Source organism: Proteiniborus sp. (assembly GCF_040308045.1).
Taxonomy (GTDB): domain Bacteria; phylum Bacillota; class Clostridia; order Tissierellales; family Proteiniboraceae; genus Proteiniborus.
In genome coordinates, this window is the sequence record NZ_JAWRHZ010000022.1 from 145523 (window position 1) to 166616 (window position 21094).

19 protein-coding genes and 1 other annotated feature are annotated in these 21094 nt (G+C 31.3%); all 19 genes read left to right on the forward strand.

Translation table 11 applies throughout. The annotated features are described in order from the left end of the window. Window positions 1-40 precede the first annotated feature (40 nt). Complete coding sequence (locus ABV008_RS04050; protein WP_352418536.1) at window positions 41-1219, forward strand: AI-2E family transporter; 1179 nt, start codon at window positions 41-43, stop codon at window positions 1217-1219. A gap of 97 nt (window positions 1220-1316) precedes the next feature. Next, window positions 1317-1521 (forward strand) — a binding site (T-box leader). Between the two features lie 59 nt (window positions 1522-1580). After that, window positions 1581-4220, forward strand: a complete 2640-nt coding sequence (gene alaS / locus ABV008_RS04055; RefSeq protein WP_352418537.1) for an alanine--tRNA ligase — start codon at window positions 1581-1583, stop codon at window positions 4218-4220. A 192-nt stretch (window positions 4221-4412) separates the two neighbouring features. Next, the gene (locus ABV008_RS04060) at window positions 4413-4667 is read left to right on the forward strand and encodes an IreB family regulatory phosphoprotein (protein ID WP_352418538.1); all 255 of its coding nucleotides are present in this window, start codon (window positions 4413-4415) and stop codon (window positions 4665-4667) included. A gap of 14 nt (window positions 4668-4681) precedes the next feature. After that, a complete protein-coding gene (locus ABV008_RS04065; protein ID WP_352418539.1) occupies window positions 4682-6835 on the forward strand; it encodes a hypothetical protein in 2154 nt (717 codons plus the stop codon). A gap of 12 nt (window positions 6836-6847) precedes the next feature. Beyond that, on the forward strand, window positions 6848-7798 hold the full coding sequence (locus ABV008_RS04070; protein WP_352418540.1) for an aldo/keto reductase: 951 nt from the start codon (window positions 6848-6850) through the stop codon (window positions 7796-7798). A 12-nt stretch (window positions 7799-7810) separates the two neighbouring features. Continuing rightward, window positions 7811-8233, forward strand: a complete 423-nt coding sequence (gene ruvX / locus ABV008_RS04075) for a Holliday junction resolvase RuvX (protein WP_352418541.1) — start codon at window positions 7811-7813, stop codon at window positions 8231-8233. Window positions 8234-8237: 4 nt separating this feature from the next. Beyond that, window positions 8238-8501, forward strand: a complete 264-nt coding sequence (locus ABV008_RS04080) for a DUF1292 domain-containing protein (protein ID WP_352418542.1) — start codon at window positions 8238-8240, stop codon at window positions 8499-8501. Between the two features lie 118 nt (window positions 8502-8619). Then, window positions 8620-9057 (forward strand): Fur family transcriptional regulator, encoded by a 438-nt coding sequence (locus ABV008_RS04085; protein WP_352418543.1) that lies wholly within the window; start codon window positions 8620-8622, stop codon window positions 9055-9057. A gap of 247 nt (window positions 9058-9304) precedes the next feature. Next, the gene (locus ABV008_RS04090) at window positions 9305-10969 is read left to right on the forward strand and encodes a ribonuclease J (protein WP_352418544.1); all 1665 of its coding nucleotides are present in this window, start codon (window positions 9305-9307) and stop codon (window positions 10967-10969) included. A 64-nt stretch (window positions 10970-11033) separates the two neighbouring features. Then, entirely contained in the window at window positions 11034-11519 is a 486-nt protein-coding gene (locus ABV008_RS04095; protein WP_352418545.1) for a QueT transporter family protein, read from the forward strand. 153 nt (window positions 11520-11672) lie between these two features. Next, window positions 11673-12746 carry an endolytic transglycosylase MltG gene (gene mltG / locus ABV008_RS04100; protein ID WP_352418546.1) on the forward strand — a complete coding sequence of 358 codons (1074 nt, stop codon included), beginning with the start codon at window positions 11673-11675 and terminating at the stop codon, window positions 12744-12746. A 169-nt stretch (window positions 12747-12915) separates the two neighbouring features. Continuing rightward, window positions 12916-13578 (forward strand): O-methyltransferase, encoded by a 663-nt coding sequence (locus tag ABV008_RS04105; RefSeq protein WP_352418547.1) that lies wholly within the window; start codon window positions 12916-12918, stop codon window positions 13576-13578. Next, on the forward strand, window positions 13571-14800 hold the full coding sequence (locus ABV008_RS04110; RefSeq protein ID WP_352418548.1) for a peptidase U32 family protein: 1230 nt from the start codon (window positions 13571-13573) through the stop codon (window positions 14798-14800). The genes ABV008_RS04105 and ABV008_RS04110 overlap by 8 nt, the downstream gene beginning before the upstream one ends. 5 nt (window positions 14801-14805) lie before the next feature. Next, entirely contained in the window at window positions 14806-15444 is a 639-nt protein-coding gene (gene udk / locus ABV008_RS04115; RefSeq protein ID WP_352418549.1) for a uridine kinase, read from the forward strand. A gap of 63 nt (window positions 15445-15507) precedes the next feature. Next, a complete protein-coding gene (locus ABV008_RS04120; protein ID WP_352418550.1) occupies window positions 15508-17169 on the forward strand; it encodes a peptidoglycan D,D-transpeptidase FtsI family protein in 1662 nt (553 codons plus the stop codon). A gap of 115 nt (window positions 17170-17284) precedes the next feature. Further along, window positions 17285-17983, forward strand: coding sequence for an RNA polymerase sporulation sigma factor SigK (sigK, locus tag ABV008_RS04125; RefSeq protein WP_352418551.1), 699 nt, complete (start codon window positions 17285-17287; stop codon window positions 17981-17983). A 274-nt stretch (window positions 17984-18257) separates the two neighbouring features. Beyond that, a complete protein-coding gene (locus ABV008_RS04130; protein ID WP_352418552.1) occupies window positions 18258-19442 on the forward strand; it encodes an NAD(P) transhydrogenase subunit alpha in 1185 nt (394 codons plus the stop codon). Window positions 19443-19455: 13 nt separating this feature from the next. Then, window positions 19456-19740 carry an NAD(P) transhydrogenase subunit alpha part 2 gene (locus ABV008_RS04135; protein ID WP_352418553.1) on the forward strand — a complete coding sequence of 95 codons (285 nt, stop codon included), beginning with the start codon at window positions 19456-19458 and terminating at the stop codon, window positions 19738-19740. A gap of 4 nt (window positions 19741-19744) precedes the next feature. Next, window positions 19745-21094, forward strand: a 1350-nt coding sequence (locus ABV008_RS04140) for an NAD(P)(+) transhydrogenase (Re/Si-specific) subunit beta (RefSeq protein ID WP_352418554.1), incomplete at its 3' end; no start/stop codon positions are given.

Sequence of the window (21094 nt, forward strand, 5' to 3'; positions counted from 1 at the left end):
CAGCTTAGCTGCCTTTAATTCACATCAGGAGAGCCATATTATGGACAATTTGTTAAGATTAAGTGATTATTTACAAAATATATTTATAACGATACTAATTGGGTTATTTATATATTTTTTAATAAATATTGGTAACAAATATGTAAAGCCTGAAAAAAGACTTCATTTTCTACCTAGAAAAATAATTATTACTTCCATTACAATTTTTCTTATGGTTATTTTATATAATTTGTTTAAAGGTCCTAGCAAGATTACTAAAATATTATTGTTAACGTTTTATTCTATAGTATTATCTTATTTGCTTAATCCGTTAGTTAACTTAATAGAAAAAAAAGGGATTAAAAGATCCTATAGCATATTGATAGTATATTTATTTCTAATAACTATTATTGTTATAGTTTCATTGTCTCTTGTACCAAAGGTATTTAGTGAATTTGAAAACTTAGTAAAGCTAATGCCTAGCTATTTTAATAAGACATATGATTACTTTAATAATTTTTTTGTAAAGTATTCTAAGCATCTAGACAAATTACCACCGGGGTTTCAAGAAGTAAAAAAGATATTTTTAGAAAATCTTAGAGATGTTCAAGCATTACTTCTTGGTTATTTAAGAAATATTACTAACTCTTTAATTGGTATATTTCCAAAAATGATAAGTTTTATTATAGTACCAATTCTAACTTTTTATTTTTTGAAGGATAAGGAGTATTTTAAGAAAAAGATAATTCTTATAATTCCTAAAAATCTAAGAAACGATATAATGCAGATTGTGAGAGAAGTTGATAAAGTTCTAGGAAAATTTGTTAGAGGACAATTGCTTGTTTGTGCATTTGTTGGGATATCAACTTCAATTGCGTTACTACTAATAGGTGTAGATTTTGCCATAATTATTGGCTTAGTTGCTGGTATAGCAGATATAATCCCATATTTTGGGCCTATAATAGGTATAGTTCCTGCATTAGTGTTTGCAATATTAAAAGGTCCTTTAAAAGCACTATGGGTTATTATCTCTTTTATAATTATTCAGCAAATAGAGTGCAATGTTATAGAACCTAAAATTGTTGGAGATAGTGTTGGAATTCACCCAGTAGGAGTTATGTTAGCATTATTAATAGGGGGAAGTTACTTTGGAATTGTTGGAATGATTTTTGCAATTCCTGTAGCAATAGTTATAAAGGTAACTTCAGGTTTTATAATAGATAAAATTTCTCGAATATAACCTGTATTGACAAAATACGGCTTTTAAACTATAATCCTATCTATAGAATAACTCAGCATATAATGTATTTAATGAAAACTTAATGTAAAATTTAATATAAATGGCTATGAAAGGGATTAGTAAATATTTCAAACCTTATAGAGAGAATGCTCATGGCTGGAAGGCGTTTAGGAGAGAATATTGAAGCAACCCTGGAGTTGGATCCTTGAAAGTTTTGTAGAGGTTCCCGGTTTATCCGTTATCTTATCGAGAGGCTAGGTTTTAGTAAGTAGGGTGGTACCGCGGGTAAACTCGTCCCTAAGTTTGGATATAGGGATGGGTTTTTTTATTTTTAAATACTTTATTGAGAGGAGAGAAAAACATGAAAAAAGTAGGACTAAATGAAATTAGAAAAGAATTTTTGGAATTTTTTGGTGAAAAAGAGCATTTAGTTGCACCAAGTTTTTCATTAGTGCCTAAGAACGACAAAAGCTTATTACTGATAAATGCAGGTATGGCACCTTTGAAGCCATATTTTACAGGTGCTCAAGAACCACCTAGAAGAAGGATGGCTACTTGTCAAAAGTGCGTTAGAACTGGAGACATTGAAAATGTAGGTAAAACAGCTCGACATGCTACTTTTTTTGAAATGCTAGGTAATTTTTCTTTTGGAGATTATTTTAAAAAGGAAGCAATTGAATGGGCATGGGAATTTATGACTGAAAGAATGGAGATACCAGTTGAGAAACTATGGGTATCTATCTATGAAGAAGATGATGAGGCATATGAAATTTGGAATAAGCACATAGGAATTAAATCTGACAGAATTGTAAAATTGGGAAAAGAGGATAACTTTTGGGAACTTGAAGTAGGACCATGTGGACCTTGTTCTGAAATATATGTGGATAGAGGAGAAAAATATGGATGTGGTAGTGAAAGTTGTAAGCCAGGTTGTGATTGTGATAGGTATGTAGAAGTTTGGAATCTTGTCTTTTCACAATTTGATAAAGATGAAAAAGGCAATTATAATCCAGTTCCACATCCTAATATAGACACTGGTATGGGTCTTGAAAGAATATCTGCAGTAATGCAAAATGCAGAAAACATATTTTATACTGATGTAATTAAACAACTGTTAAATAAGGTTGAGAAAGTAAGTGGAATTACCTATGGAGAAAATGAAAAGAAAGATATGTCCATAAGAGTAATTACTGATCATATTAGAGCTATGACATTTTTAGTTGCTGATGGAGTATTGCCAAGTAATGAGGGAAGAGGTTATGTTCTAAGAAGATTAATCAGAAGAGCTGCTAGACATGGGAAGCTTTTAGGTATAGAAAATGATTTTTTAAGTACTTTAGTGGCTACAGTAGCTAAATTATGGGGAGAGGCATATCCTGATTTGATTGATAAGCTACCTCATGTTCAAAAAATAATAAAGATTGAAGAAGAGAAATTTCAAGAAACAATAGATCAAGGAATAAACATACTTAATGAATACATTGAAAATATTATAGAAAACAATGAAAAAGTATTAAGCGGAGGAATGGCTTTTAAACTGTATGATACTTATGGTTTTCCTCTTGACTTAACTAAAGAAATACTAGAAGAACATAATTTATCAGTAGATGAAGATGGGTTTAACACAGAAATGGAAAAACAGAGAGAGAGAGCTAGAAAAGCAAGAGAAGAAGGAGATAATCAAGCTTGGAGTAAAGATAGCTTGCTACCAATAGATACTAAGCTCAAGACCGAATTTAGTGGATATACTGAAACTAGCCTAGGTTCAAAAATAGTTGAAGTTTTAAAGGAAGGAAATTCAGAAAAATTATTAGGTACTAATGAAAAGGGTATAATATTATTAGATGAAACTCCTTTTTATCCAGAAGGAGGAGGTCAGGTTGGTGACACTGGATTGTTAAAGGGAAATGATTTTGTTGCCAAAGTAGATGATACAAAGAAAAATAATATTGGACAGATTTTACATTTTGTAGAAGTGCTAGAAGGAACATTAAGTAATGGTGCTGAAGTTCATGCAGAAATAAATAAATCACAAAGATTATCGACTGCCAGAAATCACTCAGTAACTCATTTACTTCATAAAGCTTTAAAAGAGGTTCTTGGTGAACATGTGAATCAAGCAGGCTCTTTAGTAATGCCAGAAAGGTTAAGATTTGATTTTACTCATTTTGAAGCTATAAAAAAAGAAGACATTGATAGAATTGAAGAAATCGTTAATAATAAGATATTTGAAGGACTTGAAGTAAATACTATTGAGACATCTTTAGATGAGGCTAGAAAACAAGGAGCAGCAGCTTTATTTGATGAAAAGTACGGAGATGTAGTTAGATTAGTTAAAATTGGAGAATATAGTAAGGAATTATGTGGAGGTACACATGTTTCTAATTCAAGTCAGATAGGCATGTTTAAGATAATTAGTGAATCTGGTGTAGCTTCTGGAGTAAGAAGAATAGAAGCTATTACAGGGAAAAAGGCATATGAATTTTTTGCTGATATCGATACTCAGATAAATCAAATTTCAGATATTCTAAAATCGAATAGAAAGGACATAATAAATAGAGCACAACAAGTAGCTGACGAAATAAGACATTTAGAAAAAGAAGTTGAGAAATTAAAATCAGATTTGGCTATGTCTAAACTAGATGATATAATTAATGAAAGCATGGATATTAATGGAGTTAAAGTCATAAGCAAAAGAATTGATGGAATGGATATGAACAGCCTTAGACAATTAGGAGACAAAACAAGAGATTCAATGAACTCTGTGTTAATTGTTTTTGGATCAGTACTAGAAGATAAAGTTTCATTTGTAGCAATGGCAACTAAAGATTTAACAAGCAAGGGAATACACGCAGGTAACATAGTCAGAGAAGTTGCAAAGATAGCTGGTGGAGGTGGAGGTGGACGACCAGATATGGCTCAAGCTGGTGGTAAAGATCCTTCAAAAGTAGATGAAGCTTTGAGTATAGTAAAAGATATTGTAATATCTCAGCTTAAGTAGTTTATTTATTAAAGCTACCTAGTGGATTTGTACAATATATGAACCAAGGAAACAAAATAGAAATGTTGAGCAAACATTTCTATAATTTAGATAGTATATTTCTATTATGTTTTGATACCACTAGGTAGAATTTTAATAAATATGTGTATACAATTAAAAATATATGATATAAATATATAAGGGGGTGTTTTCATGAACAGCATTAACCAAACAATGAAATTCAGTGTCTCTAAGGATAATAGAAGTAAAGCTGAAGAAATATTGTTTTCAGTTTATGAAGCATTAGAAGAAAAAGGCTATAATCCAATAAATCAGATAATAGGGTACATATTGTCCGGAGATCCTACTTATATAACAAGTCATAATAATGCAAGAACACTTATTAGAAAACTAGAAAGAGATGAACTTCTAGAGGAAATACTAAAGAAATATTTAGAAAAAAAATAATAGGAGAGGTCTAATTGCTGAGCGGTTTACAGAAGAAAAGCATAGTTTGTTTTATTTTATTTTTATTTATAATGTTTTCATCAATTACATATGCAGATGATAATGTTACCTATGACAAAAAAGTTTATATGGTTATAATTAATAGACTGTCTTTGTATGATATTGACTATATGAATAATCTAAAAACTATAATTGACGATGGAAGCATCGGGCTTATGAATACAAGAGGTGTCAATGGATATAAGGGGGCTGAGGGATACATTACTATCAATGCTTCATCTAAGGCTTATTCAAGCTATGATACTGCGACTTTTTTTAATTTGGACAAGGAAGTCCAGAGTATTTACGAGAGAAGAACAGGCAAGTCTGCAAAAGCGTATAATATAGCTAATATTGAAATAAACAGGCTTAATAGTATAAATAATAATAAAAATTATAATTCTGTAATAGGTGCTTTGGGAGATAATTTGCATAATAGTAGCCATAAGACAGCAGTATTTGGTAATTCAGATACTGCTGATAGTTTTATTAGAACCAACTGTCTTATTGGAATGGATAGCAATGGATTGTTAGATTTCGGGAACATCGATGATATCCTTACTAGTGACAATAGTTATCCTTTTGGTCTAAAAACTGATTTTAATAAAATGTTAAGTGAAATAAAAGATAAAAAAACAGATGCTTCATTTTTTGTTATTGAAACAGGAGATTTAAATAGACTAAGCTACTATAGCAGTAATCTTTCTGATGATGTTTTTTTTGAGAAAAGAAAAATAATATTAAGAGATATTGATGAATTTATTGGGAAACTAATGAAGGAAGTTATTGATAATAAGTCTATGTTAATGGTTGTTAGCCCAAATTCTCCGGAAGACAGAATAGATAATAGCAAACTTTCTCCACTTGTAATTTGGGATGGAGGAGAACATAAAGGAATGTTAACATCGGGAACAACTAGAAGAATTGGTATAGTAGCTAACATTGATATTGCACCAACTATTACAAATTACATAAATGCAGATAATAACTTTTTTGTTGGTCATGTGATAACTACTGCAGTTACTAACGATAAAACAACATTTATTAATCATCTTAATAACAGAACTAATATGGTCTCAAGACTTAGAGCACCGTATCTAAATTTTTATAGCATCTTAGTTATAGCTATTATTATACTAGGGATATTTGCAATGTTTATGAAAGGGATTTTTATTAATAGAATAACTCGAACGATAAAGTCTTTACTTTTATTAATATTAACTCTACCACTTGTTTTTTTATTAATTGCAGTCTTTGATTTGACGAATTCTTATGCGTTTTTTATAGTTTCTTTTTTAATGACAGTAGGAATATTGATTGTTTTGCGTTTTATTAAGAATAATAATAAAATTATTACTTTGCTAACTATAACTTATTTAGCTTTAGTGATAGATTTATTATTAGGAGGTAATCTTCTAAAATATTCAGTACTAAGTTATGATCCAATTATAGGAGCTAGATATTTTGGAATTGGGAATGAATTAGTAGGCATCATTTTACCTGCTATGGTTTTCCTTACTACTTTTTATATGGAAAGGACAAAAGGAAACAAATTCTTTCTATTGCTATTACCGCTTACAGTTTTCTGTGTTTCTCATCCAAATTTAGGAGCAAATGTAGGAGGAACTATTTCCGTATTATTTGCATCTATAATTTTTTTGTTAGAATTTTTAAAAATTAAGATTGATTTGAAAAAATCTATTTTAATTGGTATTATTGTTTTGTTATTTATTTTAGTTATTGGCATAATCGATATTTATATTAATCCCAATCCCACGCATTTAGGTAGAACACTTATGGAGATTATTAACAACGGACCTATGTCAATAGTGAGTATTATACTAAGAAAGATTCAGATGAATATAAAGCTAATAAGAAGCTCTATATGGTCAAAAGTGTTATTAACAACTGTCTTAGCAGAAGTTTTTATGATATTAGGTTGTAAGAAACAAATAACTAGAATCATTCAAAATAATAGAATTTTTTTAATTGGGCTTATTAGTGTGCTAATAGGTAACATCATAGGGTTATTAGTAAATGATTCTGGAGTACTTTTAGCAGCTATTTCGAATACATATTTGCTAGCTATTTTAATGTATTATTCATTAGAGGATATGACAGAAATATAAGGGGATGAAACAGTGGAAAATAGGATATTAGGCAATACAGGGATAAAAGTATCTGAGTTGTGCTTTGGGTCATTAACCATTGGCCCTCTACAAGCAAATTTAGGTATCTCAGAAGGTGCTAAAATAATAAGCTACGCCTTTGAGAAAGGCATAAATTTTATAGATACTGCAGAAATATATAATAATTATCAACATATTAAAGAGGCGCTAAAAACAGTTAACAGAAAAGATATTGTTATAGCAACAAAATCATATTCTTATTCTAATGAAACAGCTGAAAAAAGCTTATCAAAAGCTTTAAATGAATTAGGAACTGACTATATAGATATTTTTCTATTACATGAACAGGAAAGTAAGCATACAATTCGAGGGCACTATGAAGCCATAGAATATTTTATAAGAGCTAAAGAAAAAGGAATTATAAGAGCCATAGGCATATCTACTCATAGAATAGAAGCAGTAACAGCAGCTAATAAATATAATGAAATCGAAGTGATATTTCCAATAATAAACAAGGAAGGAATTGGAATACAGGATGGAACTGTAGAGCAAATGATAGATGCACTAAAAGTATCCTATGATTGTGGAAAGGGTATTTATGGGATGAAGCCATTAGGTGGAGGACATCTAATTAAAAATGTGGAGGAAGCAGTAGACTTTGTGAGGAAAATACCTTATTTACACTCATTTGCTATGGGAATGCAAAGCAAGGACGAAGTAGATGCAGATGTAAGTTTAATAAATTATGGGTATATACCTAATGATATAAAACAAAGATTAAAAAAGAAAGAAAGAAAGCTTCAAATTGCAGATTGGTGTATAGGATGTGGCTCGTGTGTAAAAACTTGTAAAAATGGCGGAATTCAGTTAGTCAATAACAAGGCAGTTCCAGTTGCTGGAAAATGCGTTTTTTGTGGCTATTGTGCGAGAGTTTGTCCAGAGTTCTGTATAAAAGTAATTTAATCGGAGGAATATATGAAAAGAATAATGGGACTAGATGTGGGAGATAAAACTATTGGGGTAGCAATAAGTGATCCCTTAGGAATTACTGCTCAAGGAATTACCACCATAAGGAGAAAAGGCATCAAAAGTGATTTTGCTGAATTGGCTAAATTAATTAATGAGTATGATGTTAAAGAAGTAGTAATTGGATTACCAAAAAACATGAACAACACTATTGGACCACAAGGAGAAAAAGTCCTAAAGTTTGTAGATAAGTTCAAAGAAAAATTCAATAATGAGGTCATATTACAGGATGAAAGGTTAACTACAGTATCTGCAGAAAGATTGCTAATTGATGCTGATGTAAGTAGAAAAAAAAGAAAAGATATTATTGATAAGGTAGCTGCAACGTATATTTTAAATTCTTATCTAGAAAAATATAAGAAAGGAGAATGATAACATGTCGAAAGATGATAACATTATTTCGTTAATAGATGATAATGGTAAGGAACAGAAGTTTGAAGTCATGGCTACATTTGATATTGAAGAAGATGAATATGCAGTATTGTTTCCACTAACAAAAGAAGAATCAGAAGATGGAGCATATATATTAAGAATCGAATATGATGAGAATGGAGATTTTGTGTTAGTTAATATAGAAGACGAAGAAGAACTTGAAAATGCAGTTTCTGTATATGAAGCTATTGTAGATGAAATGCTATAATAAACCTTTTTTAGGGCCATTAATTAGTGAAATCGTCAATAAATATTTACATATTTGTTGACTTTTACATGCTATAATAATAGACTATATATTAGAAAGTAATTAAGCAGGTGGAACGATGGATGATAATTTCTTTGACCAATTAAAAATAAAACTTAAAGAAAAAGGATATAAACTTACAACACAAAGAAGGGTTATACTAGACGTTATTTTAGAGAATAACGGTAGACATCTGAGCCCCGAAGAAATATACGATAGTGTAAGAGATAAATATCCTGAAATTGGTCTTGCTACTGTTTATAGAACACTACAGCTATTTGAACAATTAAATATTATATATAAGCTCAATTTTAATGATGGGTGTAGTAGATATGAACTAAGTTCTGCTTCTAATGACCACCAACATCATCATCTTATTTGTTTAAATTGTGGTAAAGTATTAGAAGTTGAATTGGACTTACTTGAAAATCTTGAATCGGAAATCGAAAAACAGAAAAATTTTAGAGTTTTAGATCATAATGTAAAGTTTTTTGGTTATTGTAAAGATTGTAAATAGTAAATCCCATTTTGGGATTTATTTTTTTATAACTATATAATATTACTATCCTACTTAATCAAGAAAAAGTTATTATAATGGTTTCTGTATGCTATGACTCTTTGAAATTTTTAATGGTTTTATGGACAGAATAATAATAGATGGAATAAGAAATAAATAAAATTGGTATTGAGATATGAAATAAAATTATTTGAGCGTGGGCTTTTAATTATATATCTATGCGAGAAACTAAAAGGAGAGTGATAAGGTGGCAAAAAAATCATCAAAATTGAAAATAATTCCCTTAGGAGGGTTATATGAGGTAGGTAAGAACATTACAGTAATAGAATATGAAGAAGATATCATAATTATTGACTGTGGATTGATTTTTCCTGAAGATGAAATGCTAGGAATAGATGTAGTGATTCCTGATATAACATACTTATTAAAAAATAGGGAAAAAATAAAAGGTATTATATTAACACATGGACATGAGGATCATATCGGAGCATTGCCTTATGTTCTTAAAAAGATTAATATACCTATATATGGAACTAAGCTTACTCTTGGACTTGTGGAGAACAAGATTAAAGAGCATAATATTAATAATACCATTTTGAACGTAGTAAAACCATCTCAGAGCATAAAACTTGGTCAATTTAATATTGAATTCATAAGAACTAGTCATAGTATACCTGATTCTGTAGCTTTGGCTATCCATACACCTGTCGGAATAGTAGTTCATTCTGGGGATTTTAAGATTGACTATACACCAATTAATGGAGAAGTAATGGATTTTCATAAATTTGCAGAAATAGGACAGAAAGGCGTTCTTGTATTATTAGCTGATAGTACTAATGTAGAAAGACCTGGATACACAATGTCAGAAAAAACAGTTGGAGATACATTTAATGATATATTTTCGACTGCTAAGCAAAGAATCATTGTAGCTACATTTGCTTCTAATATCCATAGAGTACAGCAGATAATAAACTCTGCCGTTCTATTTGATAGAAAGGTTGTTGTATCTGGTAGGAGCATGGTAAATGTAGTTAAAGTAGCTACAGAATTAGGTTATTTGGATGTACCTGAGGGTACATTAATTGATATAAATGATATGAATAGATATCCTGATAATAAAATAGTGGTTATTACTACTGGTAGTCAAGGTGAACCTATGTCTGCATTAGCAAGAATAGCTTCTTCAGATCATAGAAAGATGGAGTTGATGCCAGGAGATCTAGTGATTATTTCTGCTAGTCCAATTCCGGGCAATGAAAAAACAATATCAAAGGTTATTAACCAGTTATTTAAAAAAGGTGCTAATGTGATTTATGAATCATTGGCTGATGTACACGTTTCAGGTCATGCTTGTCAAGAAGAATTAAAGCTTTTGCATAGTTTACTGAAGCCAAAGTTTTTTATTCCAATACATGGTGAATACAGACATTTAAAAAGACATGCTAGCTTAGCTAGTGAACTAGGAATGCCAAAGGAAAATATCTTTATTGCTGAAAATGGCTCTATAGTAGAGTTTTCTAAAGATAGTGGAGTTATAGCTGGGAGTGTACCTGCAGGAAATATATTAGTAGACGGACTCGGTGTTGGTGATGTAGGAAATATTGTATTAAGAGATAGAAAACATCTTTCAGAGGATGGACTCATTGTTATAGTGGTTACCATAAGTAAACAAGATGGAAGTGTAATATCAGGACCAGATATAGTATCTAGAGGCTTTGTATATGTAAGAGAATCAGAAGATTTAATGGAAGAAGCTAGAATGATTGTAAGAGAAGTTTTAATTGAATGCGAAAAAAATAAAATTACTGATTGGGCTACACTGAAATCAAATATTAAAGATGCTTTAAGAAATTTCCTTTATGAAAAGATTAAAAGAAACCCAATGATTCTTCCAATTATTATGGAAGTGTAATAGTCGTAGTATTTACTACGACTTCTCTTTAGTTAGTAACAATTTTTATGCAAGGAGGAAAAGAATGAATACAAAATATTTATCAAAAGCAGGAATGATTGCAGCATTATACGTCATTTTAGTAATAATTGAAATCCCACTAGGGCAACTTGCCTTTGGACCTATACAAGTTAGAATTGCAGAAGCATTGGTGTTGTTGCCTTTAGTAGAAGCGGCAGCTATCCCAGGGGTTTTTGTTGGCTGTTTTATTGCAAATCTAATACTTACTTTTTCCTCAGGATATGGACTTATTGATGTTGTAGGAGGAAGCCTAATAACGCTAGTTTCTGCATATTTAACTAGCAAGATGCCTAGTAAATTTTTAGGTATTTTACCTCCAGTTATTTTGAATGCCCTACTAGTATCAATTTGGGTATCATCTTTTTTCCCTGAAATGACTTACTGGGCAGTAGCCGTTGGTATAGGAACTGGAGAATTAATTGCTGTTGGCTTATTTGGCAATATAGTATTATACGCATATCAGAGAATGAAGAAAAGTTGTTATAATTAATATTTTTTAATAAGAACCTACAAGTTCACATAATATTATTATGTGAACTTGTAAAAAAATGTACTTAATTGTTGATTTTTGTTTATACTCCTTGTATTTGAAATAGTAAGTATTGTATAATTTAATAAACAATTGAGTAAAAGGGGGAGAGCTATGACCCAGATTATTGGAAATAATAAAAAAAGAAGTAAAAAGCCTGTTTTGCTTTACTTTTTTACTGTTATATTATTTGTTATTCTAATAGCAGTAATAAGCATTAAAATATTTGTGGACAACCAGTTGCAACCAGTTGCAATAGAAAATATTAAGGAAATACAGATAACAATACCTAAGGGTGCATCAACAAGTGGCATTGCGAAAATTTTAAAAGACAGTAATCTTATAAAAAATGAATTGATTTTCAGGATATTTGCTAAATATGATGAAATGGATGGGAAATTCAAGGCAGGAAAATATACTCTAAATAATGGAATGACGCAGGAAGAAATTATGAAGAAGCTTGTATCAGGAGGAATTGCTAAGGACTCTATTATCTTTACTATACCAGAAGGATTTGAGCTAAAACAGATCGCAGAAAGATTAGGTGATATGGGTATAGCTGATATGAAAGTCTTTCTCGAATTGACTTCAAAGGTTTCTAATTTTTCATCAGAATTTGAGTTCTTGAAAGAAGTTCCAGAAGATTTATCTCTTGAGGGTTATCTATATCCTGACACATATGAAATATATATTGATGCAAGTGAGAAGGACATTATTAGAAAAATGTTAAGTAGATTTGACAAATTATATACTGACGAAATAAAATCAAAGGCTAGAGAATTGAACCTAAATTTAAATCAAGTTGTTACTCTAGCTTCGATTATTGAAAGGGAAGGCAGAGCTGAAAGTGAGAGAGAAATAATATCTGGCGTTTTTCATAATAGACTGGAAACTGGAATGATGCTACAATCTTGCGCTACTGTTCAATATATTCTAGGTGAAAGAAAACCAGTATTATCAAATGCTGATACTTTAATTGAATCACCTTATAACACCTATATTAATCAAGGTTTACCACCTGGACCAATAGCTTCTCCGGGAATAGAATCAATAAAGGCTGCAGTTACCCCTGCTGATGTGGATTATAAATATTTTGTATTCAATGAGGATGAGACAGGTACTCATACTTTTAGCGTAACGTATGAGGAACATTTAAAAGCAATAAATAGAATACGAAAAAAGAAATAGATTTAACTTTATAAAATTAACATATAGGTTAAAAGTTTCAGCAATAGTAGGGATACTGGTATAAGTATTTTAATTAGTATTGTTGGACAGAATATTTTTAGAAATAGGTAATACGTGGAGACTTTACCCACGTATTATTTGTGACTTTTTACAACAAGGAGAGAGTCTATTGAGCAATATAAATGAAAGTAGTATAGAAGAATATATAAGAAATCTTATTCCAATAAAGGATAATTTTCTTTTGGAGATTGAGAAGTATGCTGTGCTTAATCATGTACCAATAATTCATCCAGAAGTTGCACAGCTCATAAGGGTATTGATTAAAATCTCCAAACCTAAAAAAATATTAGAAATTGGAACTGCAATAGGGTATTCTGCATTAGTAATGGCTAGCGCAATGGAAAGCAATGGGAAAGTGACTACAATTGAAAAAAGAGATGATATGATAAGCATTGCGAATAAGAACATACAAGATAATGGATATTCTAGTATGATAAAGATAATTAAAGGTGAAGCTGAGGAAGTACTACCAACCATAAATGATGATTTTGATTTTATTTTTATAGATGCTGCGAAAGGGCAGTATATGGAGTTTTTTCCACATTGCATAAGAAACTTAGTTCATGGAGGAATTATTGTATCAGACAATGTTCTGTATAAAGGAATGGTAGCTAGTGACGAATTAATTGTAAGAAGAAAAAAAACTATAGTTAAAAGGATGAGAAATTATTTAGATTATATCACTAGTAATAATGCTTTTGAATCAAGCGTTATACCGATAGGAGATGGTGTTGCTATAACTTATAAAAAGGAGGTAAAAAAGGATGAATAAACCTGAGCTTTTAGCTCCGGCTGGAGACTTAGAAAAACTAAAAATAGCTATAGCATATGGTGCGGATGCAGTATACCTAGGTGGAGAAGTTTTTGGTCTTAGAGCTTCTTCAAAGAATTTTACTATTGATGAGATTAAAGAAGGCTTAGAATTTGCCCACTCAAGAGGAAGAAAAGTATATGTAACTTTAAATATCATTCCACATAATGAAGATTTAAGTGAATTACCAGAATATGTTGAAACCTTAGACGAAATTGGTGTAGATGCTGTTATTGTATCTGATCCTGGTGTAGTATCGGTAGTAAAAGATATTGCACCAAACATGGAGATACATCTTAGTACTCAAGCTAACACAACAAATTACTTATCAGCAATTTTTTGGCACAAGTTAGGAGTAAGAAGGATAGTATTAGCTAGAGAGTTATCTTTAGACGAAATTAAGGAAATTATTGAAAAAATACCACCCGAATTAGAGATTGAGACATTTATTCACGGTGCAATGTGTATATCCTATTCTGGAAGGTGTCTCTTAAGTAATTATATGACACATAGAGATGCAAACAGAGGTGAATGTGCTCAGCCTTGTAGATGGAAGTATAATTTAGTTGAGGAAAAAAGACCAGGCGAATATTATCCAATTTATGAAGATGAAAAAGGAACATATATATATAATTCAAAAGATCTTTGCACAATAGAACACATACCAGAATTAATTAGTGCTGGAATTAAAAGTTTGAAGATTGAAGGCAGGATGAAAAGCCCTTACTATGTTGCCACAGTAGTAAGATCATATAGAATGGCAATAGATGAATATTTAGCTGATCCATTGAATTATAGATATGATGAAAAATGGCTTGAGGAAATAAAAAAAGCAAGTCATAGAGATCATACAACGGGTTTTTATTTTAAAAAACCAACTGGCAATGAGCAACTATATGCTAGTAGTTCATATATAAGGACATATGATTTTGTTGGATTAGTATTAGATTATAACTATGACACAGGTATAGCAACAATTGAACAAAGAAATAGAATATTTGCTGGTGATGAAATTGAGGTTTTTGGACCAAATAAAGAACATTTTAATCAAGTAATTGAAAAAATGTGGGACAAAGATGATAATGAAATTGAGGTTGCTCCTCATGCGCAACAGATTATAAAAATTAAAATGGATAAGCCTGTTGAGACTTGGGATATTTTAAGAAAATCTAGAAAGGAATGATAGTTTTGAACAGACCGATTTTAATTGGCATTACAGGAGGTACTGGCTCAGGAAAGAGTACTGTTGCAATGGAAATTTTCTGCTCGCTACCAGAAAAAAACATTGTCATTATTGAGCAGGATTCATACTACAAGGATCAAAGTCACCTACTATTCGAAGAGAGAATTAAGACTAATTATGATCATCCTTTTGCATTTGATAATGATTTACTTATAGAGCATTTAAAGTCTTTAATGGATGGAAATCCTATTGAAAAACCTATTTATAACTTTGAAGAACATACAAGAAGAAAAGAAAGTATAGTTGTTTATCCAAAGGATATAATTATTCTAGAAGGAATTTTGATACTTGATGATGAGAGAATTAGAGAATTACTAGATATTAAAATATTCGTTGACACTGATTCAGACGTAAGAATAATTAGAAGAATAACTAGAGATATCAAAGAAAGAGGAAGGACTTTAGATTCAGTTATTGAGCAGTATATGACTACTGTAAGGCCAGCGCATATGCAGTTTATAGAACCAAGTAAAAGATATGCAGATATTATCATTCCTGAAGGTGGATACAATAAGGTAGCTATTGATCTAATGGTTACAAAAGTTAGATCAATTATTTCGAAAAAAGCAGAAAACAATATTTAAATCATTATACCTCCATAATAAGTTGGGAATAATTATCCTATAAGCTTTTATGGAGGTGTTTTTATGGATAAGAAGACTGAAAATAGTATTAATAATAGAGCAATGAAAATAATCGTTTTTTTTATTATGGCTTTTATAATGATTGTAATTCGATTGTTTTGGATTCAATTAGTTAAGGGACAAGAATATAGACATGAGGCAGAAAAACAACACATTAGAGAAATTAGAGTTTCTCCAGCCAGAGGTAATATATTTGATAGAAATAACATTCAGTTAACAAATAATACAGCTGAAAAAACAATTTATATATTTAGAGATGTAGTGCTAAAAGATAGTCAGATCTTAGAGCGTATAAAAGAGACTTTTAATCTTTCGGAAAAAGATATAGAAATAATAAAAAAATCTAATAATAGAATTGTTGAAATACCGTTAGGCGAAGTAGTTGAAGATAATACTTTTATAAAAGGTATAGTTATAGAAGATAGGATAATTAGATATGATGGAAGTAATTTACTTGCGCATGTAATAGGTTATATAAAAGAAAGTGAAAATATCGGCGAATATGGAATAGAAAAAGAATACGATGATATTCTGAAAATGAATGAAACTTCGGGGATTAAATATGTAACCGTAGATGGAAAGCAAAGAATTATTCCAGGTCTAAATGATACGGAAGCTATTAGTGAAAAAAGGTACGTCACTAATAGTATAAAGTTAACTGTAGATATAGACATGCAAAAATCAGTAGAAAGAGTCATGGATGCTAGAAAGGTAAATGGAGCCATAGTAGTCACAGATGTTGAAACAGGCGATATTTTAGCAATGGCAAGTAGACCAAATCTAAATCAAAATAATATAAAAGCAAATTTTAATAGTGATGATATGGACTTCTACAACAAAGCAATAGAGGTAGCTTATCCACCAGGTTCTATTTTTAAAATCATTGTTTTGCTTGCTGCCATTGAAGAGGATTTATCTGACATAGATGATACATTCATTTGCGAAGGATATGTAGACTTAGGTAGTTTTAAAATTAAATGCAATAATACTGATGGACATGGAGAGCTAACTGTTTATAAGGCTTTTTCTGAATCCTGTAACTCGGTTTTTATACAGATAGGTCAAAAAGTTGGTGCTAAGAAAATTATAAATATGGCTAAAAAACTAGGGTTTGGAGAAAAGATCCAAAATATATTAATTGAATCAAGGGGAAATCTCCCTAAAAATGATGAGTTGTTAGGTCCTTCAATTGGAAACATTTCAATAGGGCAATCTAATATTGAAGTTACCCCCCTTCAGGTATCTAATATGATGATGATTATTGTAAATGATGGTGTCAAGCGAGAAATAGGAATTGTAGATAGTATTGTCACAGAAGAAGGGAAATTTGTTAAGAAAGTTGAGAGAGCAAAAGAAGAGAGAGTTTTACCAGTAGATTTGTGTAAACAAGTAAAAAAATGTCTTGAAGGCGTTGTAGATGTTGGAACTGCTAAGAACATTGACATGTCAAATATCGGTGGAGCAGCAGGTAAAACTGGGTCAGCAGAAAACGGTAAAAAAAACACTCATGCTTGGTTTTCGGGATATTTTCCAAGAAAAAATCCTAGATACGTTCTAACAGTTTTTATAGAGGAAGGAGGCTCTGGTAGCAAGACTTCGGTACCAATTTTTGAAGAAGTTGCTAAAAGCATTTACAGCATTGAAATGAATAAAAAACATAAATAATTAACATTTGAAAAATAGAAATTTAGGGTTAAAACTAAAGTGGTACGTGCACACAAAGCCAAACATCTTCATATAATTAATTATAGCGCATAATATTATGGAGGTGTTTGCTTAAATGCTAGTGGCAGTGTTAGCAAACCTTGGTCTTCTTGTTACAAAACCTATTCTACCTTTAGTTGGCTACGTTTCTAGTAGTAGTTCTTTTCCAAAGCCTCTTTCTCAGAAGGAGGAAGAGCATTATCTATTGTTATACGAGCAAGGAGACGAAGATGCAAAAAATATTTTAGTTGAGAGAAATTTAAGATTGGTTGCACATATAGTAAAAAAATATCATAATACAGGAAGAGAAGTGGACGATTTAATTTCTATTGGCACAATTGGCCTTATAAAGGCAATAACTACATTTGATAGATGTAAGGGTACTAGGCTAGCAACATACGCAGCAAGATGTATAGATAACGAAATTTTAATGACTATTCGTGCATGCAAAAGAACAAAATCAGAAGTTTCACTTCAGGATCCTATAGGTGTGGATAAGGAAGGTAACGAACTATCCTTGATAGATATCCTAGGAACAGAGCCAGATGAAGTAATAGATGAAGTAGATTTAAAAATACAAGTCAAAAAATTATATTGTAAAATGAATAAGGTTTTAAAGGATAGAGAAAAGATTATAATTCAGTTAAGGTATGGCTTATTAAATGGTGGCTGTAAAACCCAAAGGGAAATAGCAAAGATGCTGGGGATTTCTAGGTCATATGTATCAAGAATAGAAAAAAGAGCTATAAAGAAATTAAATAAAGCGTTGATGTAAACAGGTGGGTACACCTGTTTTTTTTGTATTAACAAATGTTTAATTAGCTTAGTTATGAAAAAGAGTATTTTCTTTATATATGTAGATTGTTAAGAAAATTTTAAAGTCTTGTAAACATTATAAGGAATGTTATATAATGCAATTGATAACGTTTGCATTATTAACTTTATATTTCTACATTTTATTTAAAACCTATTTCAAAAGCTTTGAAGTAACGAGCTATTAAGAAAAGATTTACAAAAAATAAAAATATTAAATTAGGGGGTTAAATAGTATGGGAAATGCACAATTTAAAGGATTAACTATTGGAGTTCCAAAGGAAATTATGAAAGGTGAAAAAAGAGTTTCTGCTACACCTGAGACAGTTGAGAAAATGGTGCAAAATGGTGCGACAGTCCTTGTTGAAAAAGGTGCAGGTATAAACTCACTTATGCCAGATTCTGATTATGAAAAAGTTGGTGCCAAAATTATTGCTGATGTACAGGAACTATTTAATCAATCAGATATCATATTAAAAGTTAAAGAACCAGTATTTAACTCAGAAATCGGTAAACATGAAGTTGATATGCTAAAGAAAGGACAAATACTTATTACATTCTTACATCCTGCAGCTCCAAAGAATCATAACATGATAAAATCATTAGCTAAGAGCGGAGCAACTAGTCTTACTTTAGATGGGATTCCAAGAATATCTAGAGCTCAAACTATGGATGCTTTAACTTCCATGAGCTGTGTAGCAGGATACAAGAGTGTGCTTTTAGCAGCTAATAAACTTGCAAAATTTGTTCCAATGACAGGAACTGCTGTAGGTATGATTCAACCTTCTAAGGTTGTTGTAATTGGTACTGGAGTAGCAGGATTACAAGCTGTATCTACAGCTAAGAGACTTGGTGCCGTTGTAACTGCTGTTGATATAAGACCTGACGCAATAGAACATTCAAAAAGCCTAGGTGCAAAAGTTCTTGATCCAGGAGTACCTGCTGAAGTAGCTATAGGTAAAGGCGGATATGCTAAGAGCTTACCTGTAGAATGGATTGAAAAAGAGCGTGAGGCAGTAAGAGATCTTATAATTGATGCTGATATTGTGATAGCTACTGCATTAGTTCCAGGAAAGTTAGCACCAGTTGTTATAACTGAAGAGATGGTTAAGAGCATGCGACCAGGATCAGTAATTATGGACGTTGCTATAGATCAAGGAGGAAACTGTGAACTTTCAGAGAGTGGAGTAATTGCAGAACATTATGGAGTAACTGTTGATGGTACTAATAACATTCCAGGAATGATGGCGTCAAGTTCTACTTGGATGTTTTCTAAAAATATATATAATTTAGTTGCAGCTTTTGTGAAAGATGGACAATTCATAATAGATAGAGAAGATGAAATCATTGCTTCAACTTTAGTTACTATGGATGGCGAGCTACTTCATCAAGGCGCAAGAGAGGCGATGGGTCTAAAATAAGGAGTGAATAAGAATGGATGCGTGGATACTAATACTTATTTTTGTAATAGCGTCTTACCTAGGTTATAAAATTATAAAGGAAATCCCTACTTTACTTCATACTCCACTAATGTCTGGTTCAAATGCTATTTCTGGAGTAACTATTTTAGGGTCCTTAGTTTCTACTGCTTTTGCTGTAGCAAAGGGTAGCAAGATACTGGGTTTTATTGCTATAGTATTTGCTACTATTAACCTTTTGGGAGGGTTTGTTGTTACGGACAGAATGTTAAAGATGTTTAGTAAAAATAATGGGGTGTAGCTAAATGATAGGGATTTATCAAATTATTTCTATTGCTTTATCTATATTAATTCTATGGGGAATAAAATTAATGAGTTCCCCTAAAACTGCAAGAAAAGGGAATATGATTAGTGCTTTAGCCATGCTATTAGCAGTATTGAGTATAATGTACTATAATAAAATACTTACTATACCATTATTGTGGGCTGGGATAATTTTAGGAGGACTTTTAGGTCTTTTGTTAGCTAAAAAGGTTAAAATGATACAGATGCCCCAAATGGTAGCTTTATTAAATGGTTTAGGCGGTGGAGCCTCTGCATTTGTTGCATTAGTAGAGATTACTGAAAGATATGGTAATATGCCTATTTTCAATAAATTTTCTGGACTTTTAGCTTTAGCTGTAGGAGGAGTAACCTTAAGTGGAAGTCTCATAGCTGCAGGTAAGCTAGACAGAAAGATTTCTCAACGTCCTGTATCATTGCCAGGAGATAAAATAATTTCAACTCTTATTATTGTAACTTTAGTGATTTTAATAATATTGGGAGTAATATTTACTAATTCAATTGTCATAGCTATTTCAATTTTAATTGCATTGATTGCTCTTGCTTACGGAATAGTATTTGCTTTAAGAGTTGGTGGTGGCGATATGCCTATTACAATATCACTTCTAAATTCTTTCTCTGGACTTGCAGCTTCAATATCTGGACTTACAATTGGAGATCCTTTGCTAGTATCAGTAGGTGCGATAGTGGGAGCTTCAGGATTAATACTTACACAAATTATGTGTAAAGCTATGAATAGATCCTTGCTTGATGTTTTAAACGGTTCATCTCGAAGTAAAAAAACTGTTGGAAGTGCTACAGGTTTATCTTCACATGAAGTTAAAAGCATTGATGAAGAGACAACTAGTAAAACACCAGAAGCACCAATTGCGAAATCTATTGAAGAAATAATAGAAGAGTCAAAAAAAGTGATAATAATACCAGGTTACGGAATGGCAGTAGCTCAAGCACAAAATCAAGTGAAAACATTGTTTGATCTATTGGAGTCAAAGGGGAAAGAAGTGGAATTTGCAATACATCCAGTAGCAGGTAGAATGCCAGGACATATGAATGTACTATTGGCAGAAGTAGATATACCGTATGAAAAGCTTAAAGAAATGGATGAAATGAATGAAAAATTCAAAGAAACAGATGTGGCAATAGTAATAGGAGCGTCTGACGTAGTCAATCCAGCAGCAAATACAGCAGAAGGTACACCGATCTATGGGATGCCAGTACTGAAGGCAGAAGAATCTAAAAATGTAATAGTGTTCAACCTTGATGATAAGCCAGGGTATTCAGGGGTAGAAAATGCCCTTTATAAAATGGAACAC

Coding starts and splice junctions, on each gene's coding strand:
- ABV008_RS04050 (WP_352418536.1), top strand. CDS start 41: ATGGACAATTTGTTAAGATTAAGTGATTATTTACAAAATATATTTATA.
- ABV008_RS04110 (WP_352418548.1), top strand. CDS start 13,571: ATGAATAAACCTGAGCTTTTAGCTCCGGCTGGAGACTTAGAAAAACTA.
- sigK (WP_352418551.1), top strand. CDS start 17,285: ATGCTAGTGGCAGTGTTAGCAAACCTTGGTCTTCTTGTTACAAAACCT.
- ABV008_RS04130 (WP_352418552.1), top strand. CDS start 18,258: ATGGGAAATGCACAATTTAAAGGATTAACTATTGGAGTTCCAAAGGAA.
- ABV008_RS04080 (WP_352418542.1), top strand. CDS start 8,238: ATGTCGAAAGATGATAACATTATTTCGTTAATAGATGATAATGGTAAG.
- ABV008_RS04085 (WP_352418543.1), top strand. CDS start 8,620: ATGGATGATAATTTCTTTGACCAATTAAAAATAAAACTTAAAGAAAAA.
- ABV008_RS04135 (WP_352418553.1), top strand. CDS start 19,456: ATGGATGCGTGGATACTAATACTTATTTTTGTAATAGCGTCTTACCTA.
- ABV008_RS04095 (WP_352418545.1), top strand. CDS start 11,034: ATGAATACAAAATATTTATCAAAAGCAGGAATGATTGCAGCATTATAC.
- ABV008_RS04120 (WP_352418550.1), top strand. CDS start 15,508: ATGGATAAGAAGACTGAAAATAGTATTAATAATAGAGCAATGAAAATA.
- mltG (WP_352418546.1), top strand. CDS start 11,673: ATGACCCAGATTATTGGAAATAATAAAAAAAGAAGTAAAAAGCCTGTT.
- ruvX (WP_352418541.1), top strand. CDS start 7,811: ATGAAAAGAATAATGGGACTAGATGTGGGAGATAAAACTATTGGGGTA.
- alaS (WP_352418537.1), top strand. CDS start 1,581: ATGAAAAAAGTAGGACTAAATGAAATTAGAAAAGAATTTTTGGAATTT.
- ABV008_RS04060 (WP_352418538.1), top strand. CDS start 4,413: ATGAACAGCATTAACCAAACAATGAAATTCAGTGTCTCTAAGGATAAT.